This window comes from Paraclostridium sp. MRS3W1 (genome assembly GCF_032465715.1).
GTDB classification, from domain to species: Bacteria; Bacillota; Clostridia; order Peptostreptococcales; family Peptostreptococcaceae; genus Paraclostridium; species Paraclostridium dentum.
The window spans coordinates 1-23624 of record NZ_JAWDJM010000105.1 but is presented as its reverse complement, the minus strand read 5'-3'; the positions used below and the strand labels follow the sequence as shown (position 1 = coordinate 23624).

At 28.8% G+C, this 23624-nt stretch carries 25 protein-coding genes; 22 read left to right on the top strand and 3 right to left on the bottom strand.

The genetic code is table 11. The annotated features are described in order from the left end of the window. Positions 1–62 precede the first annotated feature (62 nt). From RWY47_RS08440 to RWY47_RS08430, 3 genes are read left to right on the top strand one after another with little or no spacing between them, the layout of a single operon-like run. Positions 63–617 (top strand): ECF-type riboflavin transporter substrate-binding protein, encoded by a 555-nt coding sequence (locus RWY47_RS08440; RefSeq protein WP_021428534.1) that lies wholly within the window; start codon positions 63–65, stop codon positions 615–617. A gap of 12 nt (positions 618–629) precedes the next feature. Next, positions 630–2336, top strand: coding sequence for an ABC transporter ATP-binding protein (locus RWY47_RS08435; protein ID WP_142730937.1), 1707 nt, complete (start codon positions 630–632; stop codon positions 2334–2336). After that, the gene (locus RWY47_RS08430; RefSeq protein ID WP_024620006.1) at positions 2333–3163 is read left to right on the top strand and encodes an energy-coupling factor transporter transmembrane component T family protein; all 831 of its coding nucleotides are present in this window, start codon (positions 2333–2335) and stop codon (positions 3161–3163) included. Before RWY47_RS08435 ends, RWY47_RS08430 begins: the two co-directional genes overlap by 4 nt. Positions 3164–3260: 97 nt before the next feature. On the opposite strand, the gene RWY47_RS08425 is transcribed toward RWY47_RS08430, so the two are convergent. Then, positions 3261–4439: an iron-containing alcohol dehydrogenase gene (locus tag RWY47_RS08425; protein WP_224171067.1), complete on the bottom strand. Its 1179-nt coding sequence runs from the start codon at positions 4437–4439 to the stop codon at positions 3261–3263. A gap of 177 nt (positions 4440–4616) precedes the next feature. On the opposite strand from RWY47_RS08425, the gene RWY47_RS08420 reads away from it, so the two are divergent. The 3 genes from RWY47_RS08420 to RWY47_RS08410 are packed head-to-tail and all read left to right on the top strand — an operon-like array spanning position 4617 to position 6167. Then, positions 4617–4988: a MerR family transcriptional regulator gene (locus RWY47_RS08420; protein WP_021428540.1), complete on the top strand. Its 372-nt coding sequence runs from the start codon at positions 4617–4619 to the stop codon at positions 4986–4988. Between the two features lie 55 nt (positions 4989–5043). Next, complete coding sequence (gene ybaK, locus RWY47_RS08415) at positions 5044–5523, top strand: Cys-tRNA(Pro) deacylase (RefSeq protein WP_021428545.1); 480 nt, start codon at positions 5044–5046, stop codon at positions 5521–5523. 29 nt (positions 5524–5552) lie between these two features. Then, positions 5553–6167, top strand: a complete 615-nt coding sequence (locus RWY47_RS08410) for a DNA-3-methyladenine glycosylase (RefSeq protein ID WP_224171068.1) — start codon at positions 5553–5555, stop codon at positions 6165–6167. Between the two features lie 57 nt (positions 6168–6224). Here RWY47_RS08410 and RWY47_RS08405 read toward each other — a convergent pair whose 3' ends face one another. Next, positions 6225–7145, bottom strand: coding sequence for an AEC family transporter (locus RWY47_RS08405; protein ID WP_224171069.1), 921 nt, complete (start codon positions 7143–7145; stop codon positions 6225–6227). A gap of 351 nt (positions 7146–7496) precedes the next feature. On the opposite strand from RWY47_RS08405, the gene RWY47_RS08400 reads away from it, so the two are divergent. The 7 genes from RWY47_RS08400 (at position 7497) to RWY47_RS08370 (ending at position 14421) form a co-directional block, all read left to right on the top strand. Then, positions 7497–8336: a fumarate hydratase gene (locus tag RWY47_RS08400; protein ID WP_224171070.1), complete on the top strand. Its 840-nt coding sequence runs from the start codon at positions 7497–7499 to the stop codon at positions 8334–8336. Between the two features lie 12 nt (positions 8337–8348). Further along, a complete protein-coding gene (locus tag RWY47_RS08395) occupies positions 8349–8879 on the top strand; it encodes a Fe-S-containing hydro-lyase (protein WP_220797259.1) in 531 nt (176 codons plus the stop codon). A 31-nt stretch (positions 8880–8910) separates the two neighbouring features. Further along, positions 8911–10089, top strand: a complete 1179-nt coding sequence (locus RWY47_RS08390; protein WP_224171071.1) for an NAD(P)-dependent malic enzyme — start codon at positions 8911–8913, stop codon at positions 10087–10089. A 181-nt stretch (positions 10090–10270) separates the two neighbouring features. After that, entirely contained in the window at positions 10271–10975 is a 705-nt protein-coding gene (locus RWY47_RS08385) for a GntR family transcriptional regulator (RefSeq protein ID WP_021428577.1), read from the top strand. Positions 10976–11227: 252 nt separating this feature from the next. Beyond that, complete coding sequence (locus RWY47_RS08380) at positions 11228–12583, top strand: PTS sugar transporter subunit IIC (RefSeq protein ID WP_224171072.1); 1356 nt, start codon at positions 11228–11230, stop codon at positions 12581–12583. A 23-nt stretch (positions 12584–12606) separates the two neighbouring features. Continuing rightward, the gene (locus RWY47_RS08375; protein WP_224171073.1) at positions 12607–13917 is read left to right on the top strand and encodes a 6-phospho-beta-glucosidase; all 1311 of its coding nucleotides are present in this window, start codon (positions 12607–12609) and stop codon (positions 13915–13917) included. A gap of 126 nt (positions 13918–14043) precedes the next feature. Continuing rightward, positions 14044–14421, top strand: coding sequence for a hypothetical protein (locus tag RWY47_RS08370; RefSeq protein WP_224171074.1), 378 nt, complete (start codon positions 14044–14046; stop codon positions 14419–14421). Between the two features lie 30 nt (positions 14422–14451). Here the strand turns inward: RWY47_RS08370 and RWY47_RS08365 are convergent, their stop codons facing one another. Next, positions 14452–15294 carry a CvfB family protein gene (locus RWY47_RS08365; RefSeq protein ID WP_224171075.1) on the bottom strand — a complete coding sequence of 281 codons (843 nt, stop codon included), beginning with the start codon at positions 15292–15294 and terminating at the stop codon, positions 14452–14454. Positions 15295–15511: 217 nt separating this feature from the next. On the opposite strand from RWY47_RS08365, the gene RWY47_RS08360 reads away from it, so the two are divergent. The 9 genes from RWY47_RS08360 (at position 15512) to RWY47_RS08320 (ending at position 23490) form a co-directional block, all read left to right on the top strand. Then, positions 15512–16246, top strand: a complete 735-nt coding sequence (locus RWY47_RS08360; protein ID WP_142730941.1) for a GntR family transcriptional regulator — start codon at positions 15512–15514, stop codon at positions 16244–16246. 11 nt (positions 16247–16257) lie between these two features. After that, positions 16258–17391 carry an N-acetylglucosamine-6-phosphate deacetylase gene (gene nagA, locus RWY47_RS08355; RefSeq protein WP_224171076.1) on the top strand — a complete coding sequence of 378 codons (1134 nt, stop codon included), beginning with the start codon at positions 16258–16260 and terminating at the stop codon, positions 17389–17391. 19 nt (positions 17392–17410) lie between these two features. After that, complete coding sequence (nagB, locus tag RWY47_RS08350) at positions 17411–18160, top strand: glucosamine-6-phosphate deaminase (RefSeq protein WP_021428565.1); 750 nt, start codon at positions 17411–17413, stop codon at positions 18158–18160. Between the two features lie 307 nt (positions 18161–18467). Further along, positions 18468–19007: a helix-turn-helix domain-containing protein gene (locus RWY47_RS08345; RefSeq protein WP_021428548.1), complete on the top strand. Its 540-nt coding sequence runs from the start codon at positions 18468–18470 to the stop codon at positions 19005–19007. Positions 19008–19025: 18 nt separating this feature from the next. Beyond that, positions 19026–20069: a spermidine/putrescine ABC transporter ATP-binding protein gene (gene potA / locus RWY47_RS08340; RefSeq protein WP_035118743.1), complete on the top strand. Its 1044-nt coding sequence runs from the start codon at positions 19026–19028 to the stop codon at positions 20067–20069. A gap of 3 nt (positions 20070–20072) precedes the next feature. After that, entirely contained in the window at positions 20073–20912 is an 840-nt protein-coding gene (locus tag RWY47_RS08335) for an ABC transporter permease (RefSeq protein ID WP_021431830.1), read from the top strand. A gap of 98 nt (positions 20913–21010) precedes the next feature. Then, complete coding sequence (locus tag RWY47_RS08330; RefSeq protein ID WP_024619998.1) at positions 21011–21685, top strand: ABC transporter permease; 675 nt, start codon at positions 21011–21013, stop codon at positions 21683–21685. 2 nt (positions 21686–21687) lie between these two features. Beyond that, complete coding sequence (locus RWY47_RS08325; protein WP_024619997.1) at positions 21688–22734, top strand: ABC transporter substrate-binding protein; 1047 nt, start codon at positions 21688–21690, stop codon at positions 22732–22734. 102 nt (positions 22735–22836) lie between these two features. Then, positions 22837–23490: a glycoside hydrolase family 73 protein gene (locus tag RWY47_RS08320; RefSeq protein ID WP_224171077.1), complete on the top strand. Its 654-nt coding sequence runs from the start codon at positions 22837–22839 to the stop codon at positions 23488–23490. Positions 23491–23624 lie beyond the last annotated feature (134 nt).

Genomic DNA, 23624 nt, shown 5'->3' with positions numbered 1-23624 from the left:
ATAATACTTGCTTTAAATATTTATAAATTATCCAAAATAAAATAGAAAAGGAGGAAAGATGTATGGGAAATAAGCTTACTATAAAAACTATAGTTGCTATAGGGATAGGGTCTGCAGTATTTATGATATTAGGACGTTTTGGATCTATACCAACAGGAATTCCAAATACTAATATAGAAACTGCATATGCATTTTTAGCATTAATGGCTCTTATGTATGGTCCACTTGCAGGATTTTTAATAGGTTTTATAGGGCACTGTTTAAAGGATTCTATATTTTATGGTTCACCATGGTTTAGTTGGGTTATAGCATCAGCTGTAGTTGGTTTAGTAATTGGTCTTATATCTAAAAAAATTAATATAAGTGGCGGAGAGTTTAATAAAAAAGAAATAATAATTTTTAATATTACTCAGATAATAGCAAATGCCCTTGCATGGTTTGTAGTGGCTCCAACTCTAGATATATTTATTTATGCAGAACCTGCATCTAAAGTATATTTACAAGGTGTTTTAGGAGGAATAGGCAATATAATTACAGTAGCTGTTTTAGGAACTGCCATAATAAAAAGTTATGCTAAGACTAAGATACCAACGGGAAGTTTAGATAAAGAACTATAAAAGGAGATTCGTATGAAAAAGAAAATAATAGAATTTAAAGATTTTACTTTTAAATATAGAGTTCAAGCTAAACCTACATTAAAAAATATCAATCTTACAATTTATGAAGGAGAGAAGGTATTAGTAGTAGGTCCGTCAGGTTCTGGAAAAAGTACTTTAGCTCATTGTATAAATGGTCTTACACCTTTTTATTATCAAGGAAATAGTACGGGTAGCTTGAAAATAATGGGGAAAGAAACTAAAGATATGGGAATATTTGAAATATCTAAAATAGTAGGAACTGTACTCCAAGATCCTGATAGCCAATTTATAGGATTAACAGTTGCTGAGGATATAGCATTTAAGTTAGAAAATGACTGTACCTCTCAAAGTAAAATGAAATCTATGGTGCAAAAAGTTTCGAAATTAGTAGGAATAGATAAACAACTTGATTCAGCTCCTTATAGTTTATCAGGAGGACAAAAGCAGAGAGTTACATTAGCAGGAGTTACTGTTGATGATGTAGATATATTGTTATTTGATGAACCTTTAGCTAGTTTAGACCCAGCTACAGGGAAAAGTGCAATAGAACTTATAGATAGAATAAAAAGTGAAACAAATAAAACAATTCTTATAATAGAGCACAGATTAGAAGATGTTCTTCATTGTGATGTTGATAGAATTATAGTTATGAGTGAAGGTGAAATAGTTGCAGATATGAATGCTGATGAGCTGATATCTTCAGATATTTTAATTGAAAACGGAATAAGAGAACCATTATATGTTACAGCTCTTAAATATGCAGGGGTAGATATAAATCCTGATATGAAACCTGGACATATAAATACTATAGATATAAACAAATGTAGCGATTGTTTAAAGAAATGGGATAGTAATAGTAATATACATGAAGAACAAATCAATGATGATGTATTACTTGAATTAAAAAATGTATCATTTAAATATGAAAAAAATAAGCCTATATTAAAAGATATATCATTTAAAATAAATAAAGGTGAAATGGTTAGTATAGTAGGAAAAAATGGGGCAGGAAAATCTACTATATCTAAATTAGTATGTGGCTTTTATAAACCAACAAGTGGACAAATACTTTTAAATAATAGAGATATAATAGATGATTCTATAAAAGAGCGTGCGGAAAAAATAGGAATTGTAATGCAAAATCCTAATCAAATGATTTCTAAGACTATGATCTTTGATGAAGTTGCATTAGGGCTTAGATTTAGAGGTATTGATGAAGAAACAATAAAGGAAAAAGTATATGAAACATTAAAAGTTTGTGGATTATATGAGTATAGAAATTGGCCTATATCAGCACTTAGTTATGGACAGAAAAAACGTGTAACTATAGCTTCTATATTAGTTTTAAATCCAGAAATAATAATTTTAGATGAGCCTACAGCAGGACAAGATTTTAAACATTATAATGAGATAATGGAATTTTTAGCAGATTTAAATAGAAAAGGTGTAACTATAATAATGATAACTCATGATATGCATTTAATGCTTGAATATACAAATAGAGCGATAGTTATAGCAGATGGTATTAAACTAGATGACGATACAGCAGCTAATGTTTTAACTAATAGTGCAGTTATAAATCATGCAAACCTAAAAGAAACATCTGTTTATGAGTTAGCTATAAAATGTGGGGTAAGTGACCCAAGAAAGTTTGTTAATAAATTTATTGATTATGATAGGAGGATTAGAAGAGTATGAAAACAACAATGCTATCATATATAAAAGAAGATTCGCCTATCCATAATTTAACAGGTGCTACAAAATTAATATTTTTCATGGCTTGGTCAATAGCTTCTATGATAACTTATGATACTAGAGTTCTTGTAGGAATGTTAGTATTAAGTTTAATAATATTTAAAATATCAAAAGTTAAATTTAAAGATGTAGCTTTTGTTATATATTTCATTTTATTCTTTATGGTGTTAAATAATATTGCCATATTTATATTAGGACCGTATCAAGGTGTTGAAATATATGGAACAAGAACGGACTTAATTAAATTAATAGGACCATATACAGTAACAGCTGAGCAGTTATTTTATCAATTAAATTTTAATTTAAAAATATTTGCAACTATACCTATGGCATTACTATTTATAGTTACGACTGACCCAAGTGAATTTGCAGCATCATTAAATAAGCTTGGTATAAATTATAAAATTGCATATTCTGTTGCTATAGCTTTAAGATATATACCAGATATACAAAGAGATTATCATGATATATCATATGCACAACAAGCTAGAGGAATAGATATGTCTAAAAAAGAAAAGCTAGGGAAGCGTATAAAAAATATTTCATCTATACTTATGCCATTAATATTTTCAAGTTTAGAGAGGATAGAAGTTATAAGTTGTGCTATGGAACTTAGAGGATTTGGAAATAAAAGAAAACGTACTTGGTATAATGCAAGAAAGTTTAGAACTAGTGATTACGTAGCGATATTATTAGCTATAGTAATATTATTTGGGTCTTTATATATTACATTTAAAAATGGAAATAGATTCTATAATCCATTTGTATAGTAAAAACAAGTTAATAAGATTACAATAAAATGTAAATACCCATAATAATTCTATATAGAATTATTATGGGTATTTTTAATAGAATAACAATATATGCTTATAAGGCTAAATTATATATAGCTAGAACATCTTCCCAGTTAAGTTTTTTTAGTCCACCAATAAGAATTTCTTTACCATCTTTAAAGTTAGTAGATTTTTTTGCCATTAACTCTAAATTAGACTCGTTGATATTAAGTTCTTTTAAAGTAGTAGGTAATTCAAGTTTTTTATAGAATGATTTTAATTTTTCAATTCCCTCATTTATGATCTCTTCTTGAGATTTAGATGTACTTTCAACACCCATAACATTTATAGCAAATTGCTCAAACATAGGTGGGTTTTCTTTATATACATACTTCATCCAGGCAGGGGTTATGACAGAAAGTCCTGCTCCATGTGCAACATCATATATAGCGCTAAGCTCATGTTCTATTTTATGAGAAGCCCAATCTTGTTCTCTTCCTAAACCAAGTAACCCGTTATGAGCAATATTTCCAGATAAAGCTATTTCAGCCCAAGCATCATAGTTTTTATTATCGTTTATAATGATTAAACCATTTCTCATTATAGTTTTTAATGTGCTTTCACATAAACCATCAATTAAATCTGTATTAGACGTATTAGTAAAGTAACGTTCCATTATATGACTCATCATATCACTAAGTCCATTGGCAATTTGATTTTTTGGTAATGTGAAATAAAGTTCTGGATTAATGATGCTTAATAAAGGTCTAAGCAATTCGCAGCCACAAGATAATTTTAGTTGTTTTTCTTCATTTGTAATAACTGTTCCAGTACTAGATTCACTTCCGGCTGCTGGGATAGTTAGAATAGTTGCAACTGGAATAGCTTCTTTAATTTCTATATCTTTGCAGTAGAAATCCCAAACATCTCCGTTGTAAGGAACTCCGATTGCTATAGCTTTAGCAGAATCTATTACACTTCCTCCACCTACAGCTAAGATAAAGTCTACTTTTTCCTTTCTGCACAGTTCAATTCCCTCGTTAACAAGAGATAAACGAGGATTTGGTTTTACTCCTCCGAGTTCAACAAAGTCTATTTGGTTTTCTAAAAGTGAATTTATTACATCTTCATATACTCCGCTTTTTTTTATGCTTTGACCTCCAAAGTGGAATAAAACTTTATTGGCATAAGGTTTTATTAACTTTCCTATATTTCTATGTTCATTTTTTCCGAAAATTATTCTAGTTCTGTTTTGATAATCAAAGTTTAACAAACTCAATTCCTCCTAAATTTTTATACTTATTTAAATCGGGTAGTTATTTAATAGAATTTTCTTAAGCTAATATTAATACTTAGAGTTAACTCTAAGTCAATAGCTTTTGTTTTAAATATTGACAATTATTTTTATAAGAAGTAATGTATAGCTAAATAAATTATAGGAGGATGAAGAATGAATTATACAATTTCAGAGGTAGCTAAAAAATTTAATTTAACTCAGCATACAATTCGCTACTATGAAAAAGAAAATATAATTTCACCTCATAGAAATAAAAATGGGATACGTTATTTTACAGATGAAGATTTAGACCAAATTGAAATGGTGTGTTGCCTTAAAGCTACGGGAATGTCCATAAAAGATATAAAATCTTATTTTAAACTTTGTTCACAAGGAGATGAAACATTAGAAGAGAGGTTGGACATTTTTAACTCGCATAGGGAACACATATTAAAAGAGTTTGAGCTATTACAAAAACATCTAGATAAAATTGATGATAAAATCAGTTGGTATAAAGGTTTTATGAAATCTAAGAGGTGTGATTGATAAGAAATATATGTTAAATTTAATATATAAGTTATTTTAGGGAGTGTGATTTTTTATGGCTAAAACAAAAGTAAAAACTAACGCAATGAGAATTTTAGATTCTAAAAAAGTAAAATATAATATGCTTTCATATGATGTTTCAGATGATCATGTGGATGGAATATCTGTAGCAAATAAGATTGGAAGAGATGTAAGTGAAGTATATAAAACTTTGGTTACACAAGGAACTAGTAAAGAGTTATATGTATATGTGATACCTGTTAATGAAAATTTAGATTTAAAAAAGGCTGCAAAAGTAGCAGGAGAAAAAAAGGTAGAGATGATACATGTAAGTGATATAAACAAACTTACTGGATATATAAGAGGTGGATGTTCTCCTGTAGGAATGAAAAAACTATATAAAACTTTTATAAATGAAACAGGAAAAGATTTAGAAAATATTATAGTGAGTGCTGGTAAAATAGGATATCAAATAGAACTAAATCCATTTGACTTACAAAAAGTTATAAATAGTAAATTTGAAGATATAATATAAGTAAGTTAAAAAAAGAAAGTTGGGATTAAATGAATGTAGATTTTTTCAGGCAAGATGCAATTGCTTTATCGAAACAATTACTTGGAAAGTATTTAGTGAGAAAATATGATGATAAAGAAATTATAGTTAAAATAGTTGAAACTGAAGCTTATATGGGAATAACGGATAAGGCTGCTCATGTATATGGGGATAGAAGGACAGATAGAACAGCTCCGTTATATGAAGACGGAGGAACCATATATGTTTATTTAATATACGGAATGTATTACTGTTTAAATATTTCTGCAAATATCAAAGATACACCTCAGTGCGTACTTATAAGAGCGGTAGAGCCTATTAAAGGAATTGATGATATTTCAATAAATAGATATGATAAAGTATATGAAGAATTAACTACATATCAAAAGAAAAACATTACCAATGGACCAGGAAAATTATGCAAAGCTCTTAAAATTGAAAAAGGTTTAAATTTTAAAAGCGTATTAGGTAATGAGCTTTCGGTAAAAGATTCTATTGATAATGGTAAGGAAGAAAATTTTGAAATTGTTGAAAGTAAACGTGTAAATATCGATTATGCTCAAGAAGCTAAAGATTATTTATGGAGATATTATATAAAAGATAATAAATATATATCTAAAAAATAGTTGTCTAAAATAATAGACAACTATTTTTGTGCTTAATAACTTAAGTGAGTAAATTTTTTAACTAAGTAAAACTATGCTTATAATAGGAATTGTAACTATAGATATTAACGTAGTTAAAAATACAGCTTGAGATGCAAGTTGATCATTTGCATCATAGCTTTTTGCCATGATTGCTGTATTTGACGCTGCTGGCATTGCAGATATAACTACAGGCACACCTAATAATAACGGGTTTTTAATATAGAAGCTTAATAGAAAATAAACAACAGATGGAACAACTAAAAGTCTTATAAAGGATACTATATATAAATTTTTATTTATAAAAGTTTCTTTAATAGGAGAATTAGCTAGTAAGCTTCCTATAACAATCATTGATAAAGGTGTTGTTATACTTCCAAGCATATTTAAAGTATTAAATATTGGAAGTGGAAGTTTAATTCTTAAAAGGAATAATGAAAGTCCAGTTAAGACCCCTATAATTGGAGGACTTATAATAGATTTAATTGAAAATTTATATTCACTATTATGTTTATTTAACAAATAAGTTCCAACTGTAAATACGAAAAAATTAAAAGGAAGGTTAAAAATTGCTGTAAAAAATATAGCTTCTTTTCCTAAAACAGCTTCGATAACTGGATACCCCATGAACCCAACGTTAGAGAAAACAATTATATATTGATAAAGACCGCAATCTTTATCGCCTTTTATAAAAAATTTAAATAAAAAAGCTATCAATATAGTTGTAGAGTACATTAATATTGAAATTATTATTAAAGATATAATATCGCCTAATAAACTAGGGTTAAATTCCATTTGCATAGCGCTAATTATCATAGACGGTAAAAACAACCCCATTATTAGTTTCGTAAGTCCAGATGTGGTATGTTTATCTATTAACCCCTTAAAGCTAGATATGTATCCAACTAAAATAAGCAAAAATAAAACGGTTATTTGAATAAATATATTATTAAAGTTCAATATATCACCCCCTATAATTATTATATAGAGGATAATGCGAGAATGAATAAGGTTATTAAAAATAAATTGAAAATATTTAAATAAAATGTATATAATTCAAAAAATGGTAAATAATTAAAATATAAGAGATAATTAATCTCCCCCAAAACTTTAAGATATCTCTTACAACCATAAAACTCATATATCCCCCATTAAAGCATATACTTTCGGACAGTATGTGCTTTTGTTTTTTTTGAATAAAATATAATGTAAAGAAAGGATTAAACGAATTTTGTTATTGTTAAAATAATTAAAAAATGATAAAGTTTTATATATAGTCGAATATTAAACTTGAAAATGGGGGATAAGTTCGTGAGAATTATAAAGTCATCACAAATTACAGAGATTGTAAGAGATATGTGTATAAAAGCAAATATATACCTAGGAGAAGATGTTGTAGAATCTTTAAAAGAAAACAAAGAAAAAGAAAATAGCGAACTAGGAAAAAATATATTAAATATATTAATAAAAAATTGTGAAATTGCAAAAGAAAAACAAATGCCTATATGTCAAGATACTGGAATGGCTGTATTTTTTGTAAGTATCGGTCAAGATGTACACGTAGAAGGTAAAAATATAAGCTATGCAATAAATGAAGGTGTAAAGCAAGGTTATGAAGATGGCTTTTTAAGAAAATCAGTTGTAACTCCAATAGATAGAAAAAATACACAAGATAATACACCTGCAATAATTCATTACGATATAGTTGAGGGTGATAAAATAACTATAGAGTTTGCACCAAAGGGATTTGGTAGTGAAAATATGAGCAAGATGAAAATGTTAAAGCCATCTGATGGTATAAAAGGAATACAAAACTTTATTATAGATACAGTTAAAGAAGCTGGTCCAAATCCATGTCCACCTATAGTTGTTGGTGTTGGAATTGGAGGAACTATTGAAAAATGTGCACAGATAGCAAAAAAATCTTTATTAAGGGATATAGGAGAACATAATAAAGATGAAAATATAAAAAATTTAGAAGTACAAATATTAAAAGAAATAAATAACTTAGGAATAGGGCCTCAAGGATTAGGTGGAAATACAACTGCGCTTGCAGTTAACATAGAGACATTTCCAACTCATATAGCTGGGCTTCCTGTAGTAGTAAATATAAACTGTCATGCGGCAAGACATAAAAAGGCTATAATATAAAGGGGGATAAATATGAAAAAAATAACTCTTCCCATAGATAATGAAACAATAAAAGAGCTAAAGTGTGGAGAAATGGTAAGTATAAGTGGTGTAATTTATACAGCTAGAGACGCAGCTCATCAAAGGATGGTTAATTCTATAAAAGAAGGTGAAAAATTGCCTTTTAACGTAGAAGGGCAAGCTATATATTATGTAGGACCAACACCCCATAAAGATGGAGAAGTAATAGGTGCTGCTGGACCTACGACAAGTTATAGAATGGATGACTTAACAGCTCCTTTATTAGATAGAGGATTAAAGTTAATGATAGGTAAAGGAAAGAGAAACGATGTAGTTATCGATTCGATGAAAAAAAATGTATGTGCATATTTAGCTGCTATAGGTGGCGCAGGTGCATATATATCAAACTCTATTAAAAAGGCTGAAGTTATAGCTTATGATGATTTAGGAGCAGAAGCTGTAAGAAGATTAGAGGTTGAGGACTTATTTGCAGTAGTTGCAATCGATTGTTATGGCAATAACATTTATGAAATGAATAAATAACTATAAATCAAAATATGAAAGAGGTTAGGTTATGACTAAAAATTACTCAGAGTTAGCATTAGAAATGCATGAAAAGAATAAAGGAAAAATAACTGTTTGTAGTAAGGTTAAAGTTGAAGATAAAGATGATTTATCTATTGCATATACTCCAGGAGTTGCAGCTCCGTGTGTGGAAATATCTAAAGATGAAGATTTAGCATATAAATATACATCAAAAGGAAATATGGTTGGTGTAGTTAGTGATGGAAGTGCTGTATTAGGTTTAGGTAATATAGGAGCTAGTGCATCAATACCAGTAATGGAAGGAAAAGCAATACTATTTAAGGAATTCGCAAATGTAGATGCATTTCCAATATGTTTAAAGACGAATGATGTAGAGGAAATAGTAAATACTGTAAAATTAATGGAACCTGTATTTGGAGGAATTAACTTAGAAGATATAAGTGCTCCAAGATGTTTTGAAATAGAAGAAAAATTAAAAAAAGAGTTAAACATACCAGTTTTTCATGATGATCAACATGGAACAGCTATAGTTTTATCTGCGGCTATAATAAACTCATTAAAATTAATAAATAAAAAAATAGAAGATCTAGAAATTGTTATAAATGGACCTGGAGCAGCTGGATTAGCAATAGCTAAAATGTTAATCAGCATGGGAGTCAAAAATATTGTGTTATGTGGATTAAATGGAGCTTTAGAAGAAGGTATGGATGATTTAAACTGGGCTCAAGAAGAAATGTTAAAGGTTACTAATATCCATAACGAAAAAGGATTATTAGCTGATGTAATAAAAAATAAAGATGTATTTATAGGAGTTTCAGGACCTAACTGTGTAACAAAAGAAATGGTAGCTACTATGAATGAGAAATCTATAATATTAGCAATGGCAAATCCAACTCCAGAGATAATGCCAGACCAAGCAAAAGAGGGTGGGGCTTACATAGTTGGAACAGGAAGAAGTGATTTTCCAAATCAAGTAAATAATGTGCTTGCATTCCCAGGTATATTCAGAGGTGCATTAGATGTAAGGGCTACTGAAATAAATGAAGAAATGAAAATAGCAGCAGCTAATGCAATTGCAAATTCTATAAAAATAGAAGACTTAAACCCTGATAATATATTACCTAAATCTTTTGATAGAGATGTAGCTAAAAATGTAGCAGAAGCTATAAAAGAAGCGGCTATAAAAACTGGCGTAGCTAGAATATAAAATTATTATATCAAAATAGATGAGACAAAAGGATGGATGTATAAGTGAAAGCTTATGTATTCATCCTTTTATAATTAAATATATGTAGAGATAGAAAAAAATTTTAATATAGTCTATAATTAAATGTATAAATATTAAAAGTAAATATATATACAATTTAACTACAAAAGGGGAAATAAATATGAATGAACCTATTTATAAACAAATAGAAAGTCACATTAAAAATTTAATACAGTCAAAGACTTTAAAGCAAGGAGAATTAATACCCTCTGAAAAACAATTAAGTGAAGAATTTAATGTAACTAGAATGACTGTAAGATCAGCATTAAATAATTTAGTTAAAGATGGATATATAACTAGGCAAAGAGGCGTAGGTAGTATTGTTTTAGCAAATAAAGTATATGACAATATATCTGCGGTAAGCGGTTTCACGGAAGAGATGGAAAATAAGGGGTACAAAGTTTCCAATATATTGGAGGAGCTAAATGTTATTGAAGCTGATGAAGAGCTTATGAATAAATTAAATCTTACTGAAAAAGAAAATGTATGGGAAATCAAAAGAATACGTTTAGCTAATGATAAGAAAATATCATATATGGAGACGTATATGCCTGTAAAATTATTTCCAAATTTAAAAAAATCTCATTGTGAAGGATCTTTATATAACTATGTTGAAGAAGTTTGCGGATATAAGATAGCTATATCTGAACGAGAAGTAAGTTCAGTTTTAGCAAATGATGAGTTAGCTAATTTACTAGACTTAACAAAACCAGAAGCTTTATTATATATAAGTCAGGTTTGTAAATTACACAATAGTGATGTTTTTGAATACTCACATACGTATCATTATGGGTATACACTAACTTTAAGCGCTGTATCTGAATAGTCAGATGCAGTTTTTTTTTGATTGAGGGAATTTTAATAAAGTGAAAAAATTAAAAAGGGAAAATGTTTTTTACAAAAGACTTGAAATGTATATACATTTAAAATATAATATATATAACAATAAAAAGAATATATAAACTTTATGAATCATAAGTTTATATAAACTATGTATTTATAAACATTTTTATTTAGCTAATAAGGATTAATGTGAGTTTTAAGAAAACGATTTCTAAAAATTAAAGGGAGGATTATTATGGGAGCGATAATGAAGTTTATGGATAAGTATATTATCCCAGTAGCTGGAAAGCTAGGAGCACAAAGGCATTTAGTAGCTGTAAGAGATGGATTCGTAGCAATGATACCAATAACTATGATAGGAGCATTAGCAACGCTAGTAAATAATTTACCTATACCAGCTTATCAAAATTTTATGAAAAACACTTTTGGAGAGACTTGGACTACATTAGGTGGAGATTTATGGTGGGGATCAATTGCAACTATGGCGTTATTCTTAGTTGTAGGAGTAGCTTATAATCTTGCAAAATCATATGATGAAGATGGTTTACAAGCAGGACTTATAGCTCTTAGTATATTCTTTGTAATGTCACCTCAAGTAGCTAACATAGTTACTGAAGCAGGAGATAAAGTTAGCGGATGGGGATTTGTCCCAAGTGGATATATTTCAAACTCTGCATTATTTACAGCGATAGTAATAGGATTACTAGCAACTGAAATATTTGTTAAGTTATCTAGGATTAAGAAAATAAATATAAGAATGCCAGATGGAGTACCACCGGCAGTAGCAAGATCTTTTGCTAAGTTAATACCAGGTATGTTAACTATAGCTATATTTGGAGCAATTGGATTATTAATTAAATCATTATCAGGCGGATTATTCTTAAATGATTTATTAAATACTTATCTAGCAGCACCGTTAAAAGGAGCAGCAGACTCATTAGGTTCAACTATGTTAATTACTTTCTTTATACATGCATTATGGACTATAGGTCTTCATGGGGCAAATATAGCGATGCCTATAACAGAAACATTATTGATGGATTTAGGAGCAGAAAATGCAGCATTAGCTCAAGCAGGAGCTACTGAAGGATTCCATACTTTAGCAGGAGCATTCCTTGATGCATTTGTATACTTAGGTGGATCAGGTATGATTCTTGGATTAATAATAGCTTTAATAATAGCTGGAAGAAGACGTAAGGACATGATAGCTTTAGGATTAGCGCCGTCGGTATTCAATATAAGTGAACCTGTAATATTTGGATTACCAATAGTATTAAACCCAATATATATGATACCTTTCGTTTTAGCTCCTGTTGTATGTTCAGCAGTTGCATATTTGGCAATAGATATGGGATTGGTAATGCCTGTAATTGCAGCTAAAATACCTTGGGTAACACCACCTATATTAGGAGGATTTTTAGCAACTGGTCACTGGACTGGAGCAGCATTAGCAGCAGTTAACCTATTGATATCAATAGTTATATATATACCATTTGTAATAGCAGCAGAGAAAATAGACAAAAGAAAAGCTACTTTAGCTACAGATCAAGGAAATGATGACGATTTCAGTTTTGACGATTTAGAATTTTAGAAATAACGATAGGAGATATGACTATGAAAAAAGGACTAAAGATAGTAACTATAGGTGGAGGATCAAGTTATACTCCGGAACTTGTAGAAGGGTTTATAAAAAGATGCAAAGAGTTGCCAGTGAAAGAATTGTGGCTGGTTGATATAGAAGAAGGTAAGCAGAAGTTAGAAATAGTTGGAAATCTAGCTAAAAGAATGGTTAAAAAAGCTGGAATAGATATGGAAATACATCTAACTTTAGATAGAAGAGAAGCATTAAAGGGTGCAGATTTTGTTACTACACAATTAAGGGTAGGATTATTAGAGGCTAGAATAAAAGATGAAAGTATACCTTTATCACATGGAGTAATAGGTCAAGAGACTAATGGAGCAGGAGGGCTTTTTAAAGCATTAAGAACTGTACCTGTTGTTCTTGATATAATAAAAGATGTTGAAGAATTATGTCCTAACGCATGGATAATAAACTTTACAAATCCTACAGGTGTAATAACAGAAGCTGTATTTAGATATACTGATTTTAAAAACTATATAGGATTATGTAATGTTCCTATAGGAATGAGAAATGGAATAGCTAAGCTATTTGAAGTTGAAAATGAAAGAATTCAAATGGATTTTGCTGGACTTAACCATATGGTTTATGGGCTTAATGTATCTTTAGATGGAGAGGATGTTACAGATGAAGCTATAGATAAATTTGTACACTCAAAATTAACAATGCAAAATATAAAAGCTATAGAGTTTAATGCAGATTTCGTTAAAAACTTAGGATTAGTTCCTTGCCCATACCATAGATACTATTACAAAACTAAAGAAATGCTAGAAGAAGAATTAAGTGAATTCGCCAAAGGGAAAGCTAGAGGGCAGGTTGTTAAAGAGCTAGAAGATCAATTATTTGAATTATATAAAGATGAAAATCTAGATATAAAACCACCTCAATTAGAAAAAAGAGGAGGAGCTTATTATAGTGATGCAGCGTGTAATTTAATAAGTTCTATATATAATGATAAAAGAGATATTCAAGTAGTTAATACAATTAATAATGGGGCTATAAGAAACTTTAAAGACAATCAAGCTGTTGAGGTAAGTAGTGTTATAACAAAAAATGGGCCTAAACCATTATCTATAGGATATTTACCAGATGCTGTAGATGGATTAGTAAGCCAAATAAAATCATTTGAAATGTTGGCAGCAAAAGCTGCTGTATATGGAGATTACAATGCAGCATATCTAGCACTATGTATAAATCCATTAATACCTTCTGATGATTTAGCTAAAATTATATTAGATGAAATGATGGAAGCTCACAAAGATTATTTACCACAATTTAATAAGTAGAACTGTTTCGGGGGGATAGGATAAAAAGGGTACTAAATAGTGCCCTTTTTTTATATTTAAAATATATGGTATACTATATTTTAATAAAAAGTTAAATTATATAAAAATATAGTATGGAGAATTTATATGAGTAAAAAAAATATTATAATAGGAATAATCAGCATATTAATAGTTGGTGTGCTAGTTTCAGTTGTTTTTGAAAATAGAAAAAATCCTTTAAATTCAAAGGAAGATCAAATTGAAGTATCTGAAAATAAAGATAAAAATAAGATAGAACCAATCTCAAAAGAAAATGCACTAAAGGTATTGAAGGCTACATATGGAGATGGGGTGTCTAATACGGAAGACGATATAAAGCAAGTGGGTAATAACTATGAAGTTAAAGTTAATGTATCTATAGAAGAAAAAGATGATGAAGGAGAGGTTCATTATCACGAACAAGATATGGGAACTCACAAAATAGATATATATACTGGTGAAATTAAAGATACAAAGGAAAAATAAAAAAAGAGTATGGGTATCCATACTCTTTTTTTATTTTAGACGAGTTCCTTCTTCATCTTGAGATATTAACCCTTTTTTCATAAGAACTCCAAGTGTACGTTTGAAGTTTTTCTTACTACAACCAAATACCGATGCGATATCAGCTGGATCAGATTTATCATTTAAAGGCATGAACCCTCTAGAAGCATTATTTAGATGGTTTATGATTTTACTTTCTAACTCATTTAATTCTTGCTCTCTACCTTGTCTTGGAGTAAGACCTAGTTTACCGTCCTCGTATACTTTTATAACATTTAAATTTAATTTGTCTCCGATGTTAAGTTTTGTAAAGTATTCGTTATGAAGTATAACTCCTTCAAATTTATTATCAACACAAACCATCGCACTATCGTTAGTTTGGAATCCATAAACAACACCTGTAACATTATCTCCTACTTTATACTCAGAGTCAGTAGATAAGTAACCTTCTATTCTAGTAGTAGCAGCTATTCTTTCAGTTTTATCTAAGTATATATAAAATAAATATTTATCACCTTTTTTTAGATCATAATGCTTTGAACTAAAAGGAACTAAAATATCTTTTTCAAGTCCAATATTAATAAAGTAACCTATTTTAGTAGCATCTACAACTTCAAAGTAACCTATTTCCCCAACTTTAGCTAATGGTGGGTTTAAAGTAGCAGCTAATTTATCTTTAGAATCTCTATATACGAATACATTTACTTCATCACCAGGAATTAAAGCCTCATAATTTGTAAATTTTCTATGCATGAAAATATCATCTGAAGTATTTCCTGTTTGCGCGTCTAGGAAAAAACCGAAATCAGCTTTTCTAGCTATTTTTAATTTGTTGAAATCACCTATTTTTATCAAGTACGTTCACCTCTTTAATTTTATATTAAAAATTACATATTCTATTATAATACCATATTTATGGGTATCTTATAAATAAAATATAAAATAACTAAATTAAAAAAAGAAAATGTATATTCTATTGAAGTTCTAGAATAAAAATAGTATAATTGGTATATACCAAAATTGGTATATACCAAAATTGGTATATACCATATAAAAAAGAGTGGTGGTTTATATGAAGCTAGTAAATAAGAATATTGATATCCCTTTGCATATACAACTTATGAAAATAATAAGGGAAATGATTAATTCAGGTGACCTTAAACCAGGGGATTCTATAATTCCAGAAAGAGAACTTTGTAATATTCAAAATGTAAGTAGAATGACAGTAAACAAAGCTATAGTTAATTTGGTAAATGAAGGATTTTTATATAGAGTTCAAGGAAAAGGAACATTCGTTTCTGCCCAAAAAGAAAAAAATAGATTTTCTAGTATGCAAGGATTTACCGAGGTTATGAAGAATAAGGGGATGGATATAAAAACTGATATTTTATCATTTGAGGAAAATGAAAAGGATGAGTATATAAGACAAGTTTTAAAGATAAATAATGAAAATGAAAAGGTATATAGAGTTGAAAGGTTAAGGTATATTGAAAACGAACCTTTTGGAATTGAAATAAGTTATATACCTAAAAGTATTTGCAATAACCTGGAAAACGATTTGAAAGAAAGAAACTCTTTATACAATATAATAAATGAAGTTTATGGGTATAAGATGAAAAAAGCTGAACAGATAATAGAGCCAATGATTTTATCTGAAGAAGAATCAAAACTTTTAAAACAAAGCAAAAATACTTTAGCGCTTAAACTTAAAAGAACTTCGTACGCAGATGGAGATTTACCTGTAGAGTACACTATATCCATATTTAGAAGTGATAAGTACCAATATGAAATAACATTAAATGCATAGGAGGTATAATTATGAAGGCTATAATAAATGGAAAGATTTTATTAAGAAATGAAGTGTTAGAAAATAAGGTTTTAGTATTTGATAAAAAGATTATAGATATAACAGATGAAGTTCCAAGCGGATGTGAAGTTATAGATGTTAAAGGTAAGTTAGTATCTCCAGGGTTAATAGATATACATATACATGGGAATATGGGAAAAGATACGATGGAAGGTACAGATGAGGCTATAGATATTATATCTAAATCAGTAGCAAGACATGGTGTTACGTCATATCTACCTACTACTATGACAATGGATGAAGAATCAATTTTAAAAGCATTAGAATCTATAAGACGAGGTATGAATAGAAATACTGAGGGAGCTAGGGTTATAGGAGCTCATTTAGAAGGGCCGTTTATAAATAAAATATACAAAGGCGCACAAAATGGAAACTATATAACTAATCCTAATTATGAATTAGTGAAAAAATATGAAGATGTAATAAAAGTTATAACTTATGCACCAGAAGAAGATTTAGATTTTACATTTACAAAATCTATAAAAAGTAATACTAATATAGTTTTATCTATAGGTCATAGTGCAGCTACATTTATAGAGGCTAGAGAAGCTATACGATTAGGTGCTAGCAACATAACTCATACATTCAATGGGATGACCGGTTTAAATCATAGGGATCCAGGGGTTGTTGGAGCTGCATTGACAACAGATGCATATTGTGAATTTATATGTGACACTATACACATAACTAAAGATCTATTCCAATTTATATTAGATAGTAAAGGTAAAGAAAGAGTGGTATTAATAACTGACTCTATGGAAGCAGGAGGGTTAGAAAACGGAACGTATAGTTTAGGTGGCCAAGCTGTAATAGTTAAGGATGGAGCAGCTAGATTAGAAAATGGATCTCTTGCAGGAAGTGTTTCAAGCTTAAATAACATGGTTAAGAATTTTTATAAAAATACAAATTTAAATATAAATGAAGCTATACATTTGGCTTCTTTAAATCCAGCTAGTTCACTAGGAATAAGTAATGATAAGGGAAGCTTAGATATAGGAAAAGATGCAGATATAGCTATATTTGATAATGAATTAGATTGTTACATGACTATTGTAGATGGAAATATAGTGTTTAAAAGAAATTAATTATAGGTGGAGGGTTAATATGAGAATACTAGTTTGTAAAAATTATGATGAAATGAGCAAAAAAGCTGCTCAAATAATAGCAAGTCAGGTTACTTTAAAATCAGATTCTATACTAGGGCTAGCAACAGGTAGTACGCCTATAGGAATGTATAAGAATTTAGTGGAAATGTATAATGAAGGTACATTAGACTTTTCTGAGGTAAAATCATTCAATTTAGATGAATATTATCAGTTACCTAGAGAGAATGATCAAAGTTACTATCATTTTATGCATGAAAACTTATTCAATCATATAAATATAAAGGAAGAAAATGTAAATATACCAAATGGTATGACTAAGGATATAAAACTTGAATGTAAACAATATGATGATTCTATCAAAAATATTGGAGGAATAGATATACAGGTTTTAGGTATAGGACTTAACGCACACATAGGATTCAATGAACCATCGAATGTATTTGTAAAAGGAACAAACTTAGTTGACTTAAAAGAATCTACTATAGAGGCAAATGCAAGATTCTTTGAATCTATAGATGAAGTTCCTAAAAAAGCTGTAACTATGGGAATTGGCTCTATATTTAAATCTAAAAAGATAATTTTGTTGGCATCAGGAGAAGGTAAAGCTGAGGCTATACACAATACTGTATATGGAGACATAACTCCTCAAGTTCCATCATCTATACTTCAGCTTCATAGAGATACAATATTAATTTTAGATGAAGGTGCGGCAAGTAAGTTAAAAGAGGAAGACTATAAATTAATATAAATTGTATAAATAGCCTGCTAAACAGCAGGTTATTTGCATTTTATAAACTAAAATTAGGAATAAAATAGCAAAATATAATAAAAAAAATATAATTAGGCATACTAAACTTTATGAATATTAATATAAACTAAAAGAAACGCTAAATCTACAAATCCTTAAAAACACTGGGGTTTAAAGTGGAAATTAATATAAAAAAATATTTAAAAAAGTATTGAAATTTGTAGCTTAATTTTATATAATATGTCTTGTTGTTTAGAAATTTTAAACAAAAGGTTTAGTAAAAATGATTTTAAATAGGAGGTGGACCATGGATATAGGTGAAAAAATTAAACGATTAAGAATAGAAAAACAGTTAACACAAGAAGAGTTAGCAAATAGATGTGAACTTTCTAAGGGATTTATATCTCAATTAGAAAACAATTTAACATCACCATCCATAGCTACACTTATAGATATATTAGAAATTTTGGGAACGAACTTAAAAGAATTTTTTAATGAAATGGATAATGAAAAAATTTGTTTTTCAAAAGAAGATATGTTTGAAACTGAGGATGAAGAATTAAAATATACATTTAAGTGGTTGGTTCCAAACTCTCAGAAAAATGAAATGGAGCCAATATTAATATCTTTATCTCCAGGAGGTCAATATAAAGAAGAAAAGCCTCATGAAGGAGAAGAATTTGGTTATGTATTAGCAGGTTCAATTTACTTACACATAGGAGATAAGAAAAATAAAGTTAGAAAAGGCGAGAGTTTTTACTTTAAGCCGAGAGCAAATCATTATATATCAAATGCTGGGAAAACAGAAGCTAAGGTTATATGGGTGAGTACACCACCATCATTTTAAGAGAAAGAGGTGATATATTTGTTAGAAAACATAATAGAATTAAAAAATCTATCTAAAAGATATGATGACAATCAAGTTTTAGATAACTTGAGTTTAGACATTAAGAAAAATGAATTTTTAACATTATTAGGACCAAGTGGATGTGGAAAAACTACAACGCTTAAGATAATAGCTGGATTTGAGTACGCTGATGAAGGTAAGGTATTATTTGAAGAACGTGATATCACAGATATACCACCTCACGAAAGACAAATAAATACAGTATTCCAAAAATACGCTTTATTTCCTCACATGAATATATATGAAAATATAGCTTTTGGTCTTAAAATAAAAAAACTACCTAAAGACGAAATAGATAAAAAAGTAAAAGAAATGCTTAAATTAGTTGCACTTGATGGTTTTGAAAGAAGACAAGTAGAATCGCTAAGTGGAGGACAACAGCAAAGGGTAGCTATAGCTAGAGCATTAGTAAATGAGCCTAAAGTTTTATTACTAGATGAACCTTTAGGAGCATTAGATTTAAAATTAAGAAAAGAAATGCAAATGGAATTAAAAAAAATACAAAAAAAATTAGGAATAACATTTATTTTTGTAACTCATGACCAAGAAGAGGCTTTAACTATGTCGGATAAAATAATTGTTATGAATAAAGGTAAAATTCAACAAATGGGAACTCCTCAAGATATATACAATGAGCCAGAAAATTCATTTGTTGCTAGATTTATAGGTGAAAGTAATATATTTGATGGAATTATGTTAGAAGACTATTTAGTAGAATTCTGTGGAAAGAAATTCAAGTGTGTAGATAAAGACTTTGAAAAAAATGAAAATATTGAAGTTGTGATAAGACCGGAAGATGTAAAAATGGTTGAACCAGAAAAAGGAATGTTAAAAGGAAAAGTTACATCAGTATTATTTAAAGGTGTTCACTATGAAATTGAAGTTAATGAAAACGGAAGAATGTGGATACTACATAATACACAAAGTGCACAAGTTGGAAGTGAATTAGGGTTAGATATATATCCAGAAGATATCCATATAATGAGAAAAGTGAGCGAATAGATTATGAAGAAAAATAAATCAATTCTTGCTTACCCTTATATAATATGGAGTGCACTATTTATAGTAGTTCCTTTAATTCTTGTGCTGGTTTTCAGTTTTACAGTTGAAAATGGAGATAAGCTAATATTTTCTTTAGAAAATTATAAAAGATTAATTAACCCTATATACTTAAAAGTATTTTTAAGATCTATAGTTTTAGCTGGATCATCAACAATAATATGTTTATTAGTTGGATATCCAGTTGCATATATAATTTCTAAGGCACATATAAGCAAAAGAAATACTTTAATATTATTATTCATACTTCCAATGTGGATGAACTTCCTTTTAAGAACATATGCATGGGTTGCTATTTTAGGTAAAAATGGAATATTAAATTCATTCTTAGGATTATTTGGAATAGAGCCTGTTACATTACTTTATACTAACTTTGCAATATTACTTGGAATGGTATATAACTTTTTACCATTTATGGTACTACCAATATACACATCATTATCAAAAATGGATAATGATTTAATTAATGCAGCTAGAGACTTAGGAGCTAATAGCTTCCAAGTTTTCACTAAAGTTATATTCCCACTTAGTGTACCTGGAGTTATTTCAGGAATAACTATGGTATTTATGCCAGCTGTAACTACATTTGCTATCTCAAGATTATTAGGTGGAGGTAAATTTATGTTACTAGGAGACTTAATAGAGCAACAATTTACAGTAGTTGGAGATTGGAACTTTGGATCTGCGATATCGATATTTATGATGATTGTAATATTAATATCTATGGCAGTTATGTCAAGATTTGAAGATGACAGTGATAAGGAAGGCGGTGGGTTATTATTTTAAAGAAATTAGCATCGAATATTTACTTAACATTAGTGTTTTTATTTCTATATGCACCAATAATGGCGCTAGCAGTATTTTCATTTAATGATTCTAAATCTATGGCCCACTGGAATGGATTTACATTTAAGTGGTATAAGCAACTTATTCATAATGAGAGTATAATGAATGCGTTATATTATACTTTGTTAGTAGCTATAATTTCATCTATAATAGCTACAATAGTAGGAACTATAAGTGCTATAGGAATACATAAAATGAGAGGTAAAAGAAGAAAGTTAATACTTAATATAAACTATCTTCCAGTATTAAATCCAGATATAGTTACAGCAGTAGCATTGATGAGTTTATATGTATTTTTAAAATTAGAATTTGGATTTACGACTATGTTACTATCTCACATAATGTTTAGTATTCCTTATGTAATACTATCAGTGCTTCCTAAAATAAAGCAACTTCCTCAAAATATAGAAGAGGCTGCTATGGACTTAGGCGCAACACCTATGTATGCTTTAAGAAAAGTGGTTTTACCTCAGATAAAACCAGGTATAATATCTGGATTTTTAATTGCGTTTACAATGTCTATAGATGATTTTATAATAAGTTTCTTCAATACTGGAAATGGAGTTAGCAACTTATCTATAGAAATATATGGTATGGCAAGAAGAGGAATAAAACCTGAAATTAATGCACTATCTACAATAATGTTTACAGTTGTATTAATTTTACTTTTAATATCAAATAAGAAACAATCTATAGTAAGGAGTGATAAATAGTTATGAAATTAAGAAAAATATCAATTTTAATTACTATAGGTTTAATGGTTTCAACTATGCTTACTGGATGTGGAGGTACAGATTCAAAAAAAGTTTTGAATGTATATAATGTCGGAGATTATATAGATGAAAATATAATAACTTTATTTGAAGAAAAAACTGGAATTGATGTACAATATGAAACTTATGATACTAATGAAATGATGTATCAAAAAGTTAAAAGTGGAAGTACTAATTATGATTTAATATTCCCATCTGACTATATGGTTGAAAAAATGAAAAGTGAAGGACTTCTTCAAAAAATAGATTTTAAAAACATACCAAATATGAAGTATATAGATAAAAGCTTTTTAAATCCTATATATGATGAAACTAATGAATATAGCGTTCCATATATGTGGGGAACTTTTGGTATATTATATAATAAAAAAATGGTTAAAGAACCAGTTGATAGTTGGAACATACTTTGGAACCCTAAGTATAAAGGTAATATAATGATGTTTGACTCAGTTAGAGATACTATGGGAATATCATTAAAAAGATTAGGCTACAGCATGAATACAACTAATCCTAAAGAAATAAATGAAGCAATGAAAGAGTTAATGAAACAAAAAGACTTAGTATTAGCATATGTAAATGATGAAGGTAAAGATAGACTTCTAGGTGAAGAAGTGGCTATGGGGATTGCTTACTCAGGAGATGCAGTGACTTTAATGGAAGAAAATCCTAATTTAGCTTATGCAATACCTAAAGAAGGTACAAATAAATGGGTAGATGCAATGGCAATACCTAAAAGCGCACAAAATAAAAAGGAAGCTGAAATGTTTATAAACTTTTTATTAGATCCTGAAATTGCAAAGATGAATGCTGAATATATAGGATATTCAACTCCTAATGTAGGGGCTTTAAAGTTATTAGATAAAGAGGTAACTTCAAATCCTGTTGCATATCCGCCTAAATCTGTTATGGATAAGACTGAAACATTTATTGATTTAGGAAACAAATTAAGATTATACGATGAAGCTTGGATAAAGCTTAAATCTAAATAAAAAAAAGCTCATTTAAATGAGCTTTTTTATTTTTTTGCGTAAATTAGCATATAAAAGTTTACAAGATGATATTATAATATAAATTAGAAAGTGGAGGGTAGTATGGGGATAAGAAAAAAAAGAAACTTTAGAAGAAAATTTAAGATTAATAATAAAAAAAATAAAGAGTTGCTTCAAAGTCTTAGTTTGATTTTAGTTTTATCATTTGTTGTTGGAGGAATATACACTGTATATGAAAATAAAAATTACGAAAAAAAAATAGCTAAAATAGAGTCATTGAAAATCGAAGAGGAAAAAATAAAGTTTATTAAAGATATTGAAAAAGAAGCTGAAAGCAGTTATAAGGAATATGGGGTATTGCCATCTATAACTATATCTCAGGCTATACTTGAATCTGGTTGGGGGCAATCAGAATTAACAAAAATCAGTAATAATTTATTTGGAATAAAAGCGGATGAAAGATGGAAAGGTGAGAATGTAGAAGTAGCAACATCAGAAAATTATAGTGATGAAGTAATGGCTAAATTCAGAAAATACAACTCATTAAATGATTCAATAAGAGATCATGCAAAGTTTTTAAAAGAAAATCCAAGATATGCAGAACATGGTTTGTTTAAAGGAAAAGATTATAAATTACAAGCTCAAGCGTTAGAAGATGCAGGTTATAGCACTAAAAAAAATGAACAAGGGGAAGCTATATATGCAGATATGCTAATAGATTTAATAGAAAGATATAACTTAAATTTAATAGATTAATAAAAAAATATAAAAAAGTGTTGACTTCAAAAAAAAAGGATGATATTATTATACATGTGCTCAAGAGAGCATGGATTAAGAACTTTGAAAATTAAACAGTAGGTTAATTATAAAAATTCTTTTTTAAAGAATTA

Excerpts from the sequence above, each read along its gene's own strand:
- RWY47_RS08325 (WP_024619997.1), top strand. The coding sequence starts at position 21,688 with ATGAAATTAAGAAAAATATCAATTTTAATTACTATAGGTTTAATGGTT.
- nagA (WP_224171076.1), top strand. The coding sequence starts at position 16,258 with ATGAAGGCTATAATAAATGGAAAGATTTTATTAAGAAATGAAGTGTTA.
- RWY47_RS08385 (WP_021428577.1), top strand. The coding sequence starts at position 10,271 with ATGAATGAACCTATTTATAAACAAATAGAAAGTCACATTAAAAATTTA.
- RWY47_RS08410 (WP_224171068.1), top strand. The coding sequence starts at position 5,553 with ATGAATGTAGATTTTTTCAGGCAAGATGCAATTGCTTTATCGAAACAA.
- RWY47_RS08375 (WP_224171073.1), top strand. The coding sequence starts at position 12,607 with ATGAAAAAAGGACTAAAGATAGTAACTATAGGTGGAGGATCAAGTTAT.
- RWY47_RS08435 (WP_142730937.1), top strand. The coding sequence starts at position 630 with ATGAAAAAGAAAATAATAGAATTTAAAGATTTTACTTTTAAATATAGA.
- RWY47_RS08390 (WP_224171071.1), top strand. The coding sequence starts at position 8,911 with ATGACTAAAAATTACTCAGAGTTAGCATTAGAAATGCATGAAAAGAAT.
- ybaK (WP_021428545.1), top strand. The coding sequence starts at position 5,044 with ATGGCTAAAACAAAAGTAAAAACTAACGCAATGAGAATTTTAGATTCT.
- RWY47_RS08370 (WP_224171074.1), top strand. The coding sequence starts at position 14,044 with ATGAGTAAAAAAAATATTATAATAGGAATAATCAGCATATTAATAGTT.
- RWY47_RS08395 (WP_220797259.1), top strand. The coding sequence starts at position 8,349 with ATGAAAAAAATAACTCTTCCCATAGATAATGAAACAATAAAAGAGCTA.
- nagB (WP_021428565.1), top strand. The coding sequence starts at position 17,411 with ATGAGAATACTAGTTTGTAAAAATTATGATGAAATGAGCAAAAAAGCT.
- RWY47_RS08430 (WP_024620006.1), top strand. The coding sequence starts at position 2,333 with ATGAAAACAACAATGCTATCATATATAAAAGAAGATTCGCCTATCCAT.
- RWY47_RS08360 (WP_142730941.1), top strand. The coding sequence starts at position 15,512 with ATGAAGCTAGTAAATAAGAATATTGATATCCCTTTGCATATACAACTT.
- RWY47_RS08320 (WP_224171077.1), top strand. The coding sequence starts at position 22,837 with ATGGGGATAAGAAAAAAAAGAAACTTTAGAAGAAAATTTAAGATTAAT.
- RWY47_RS08345 (WP_021428548.1), top strand. The coding sequence starts at position 18,468 with ATGGATATAGGTGAAAAAATTAAACGATTAAGAATAGAAAAACAGTTA.
- RWY47_RS08335 (WP_021431830.1), top strand. The coding sequence starts at position 20,073 with ATGAAGAAAAATAAATCAATTCTTGCTTACCCTTATATAATATGGAGT.
- RWY47_RS08440 (WP_021428534.1), top strand. The coding sequence starts at position 63 with ATGGGAAATAAGCTTACTATAAAAACTATAGTTGCTATAGGGATAGGG.
- RWY47_RS08420 (WP_021428540.1), top strand. The coding sequence starts at position 4,617 with ATGAATTATACAATTTCAGAGGTAGCTAAAAAATTTAATTTAACTCAG.
- RWY47_RS08330 (WP_024619998.1), top strand. The coding sequence starts at position 21,011 with ATGGCCCACTGGAATGGATTTACATTTAAGTGGTATAAGCAACTTATT.
- RWY47_RS08380 (WP_224171072.1), top strand. The coding sequence starts at position 11,228 with ATGGGAGCGATAATGAAGTTTATGGATAAGTATATTATCCCAGTAGCT.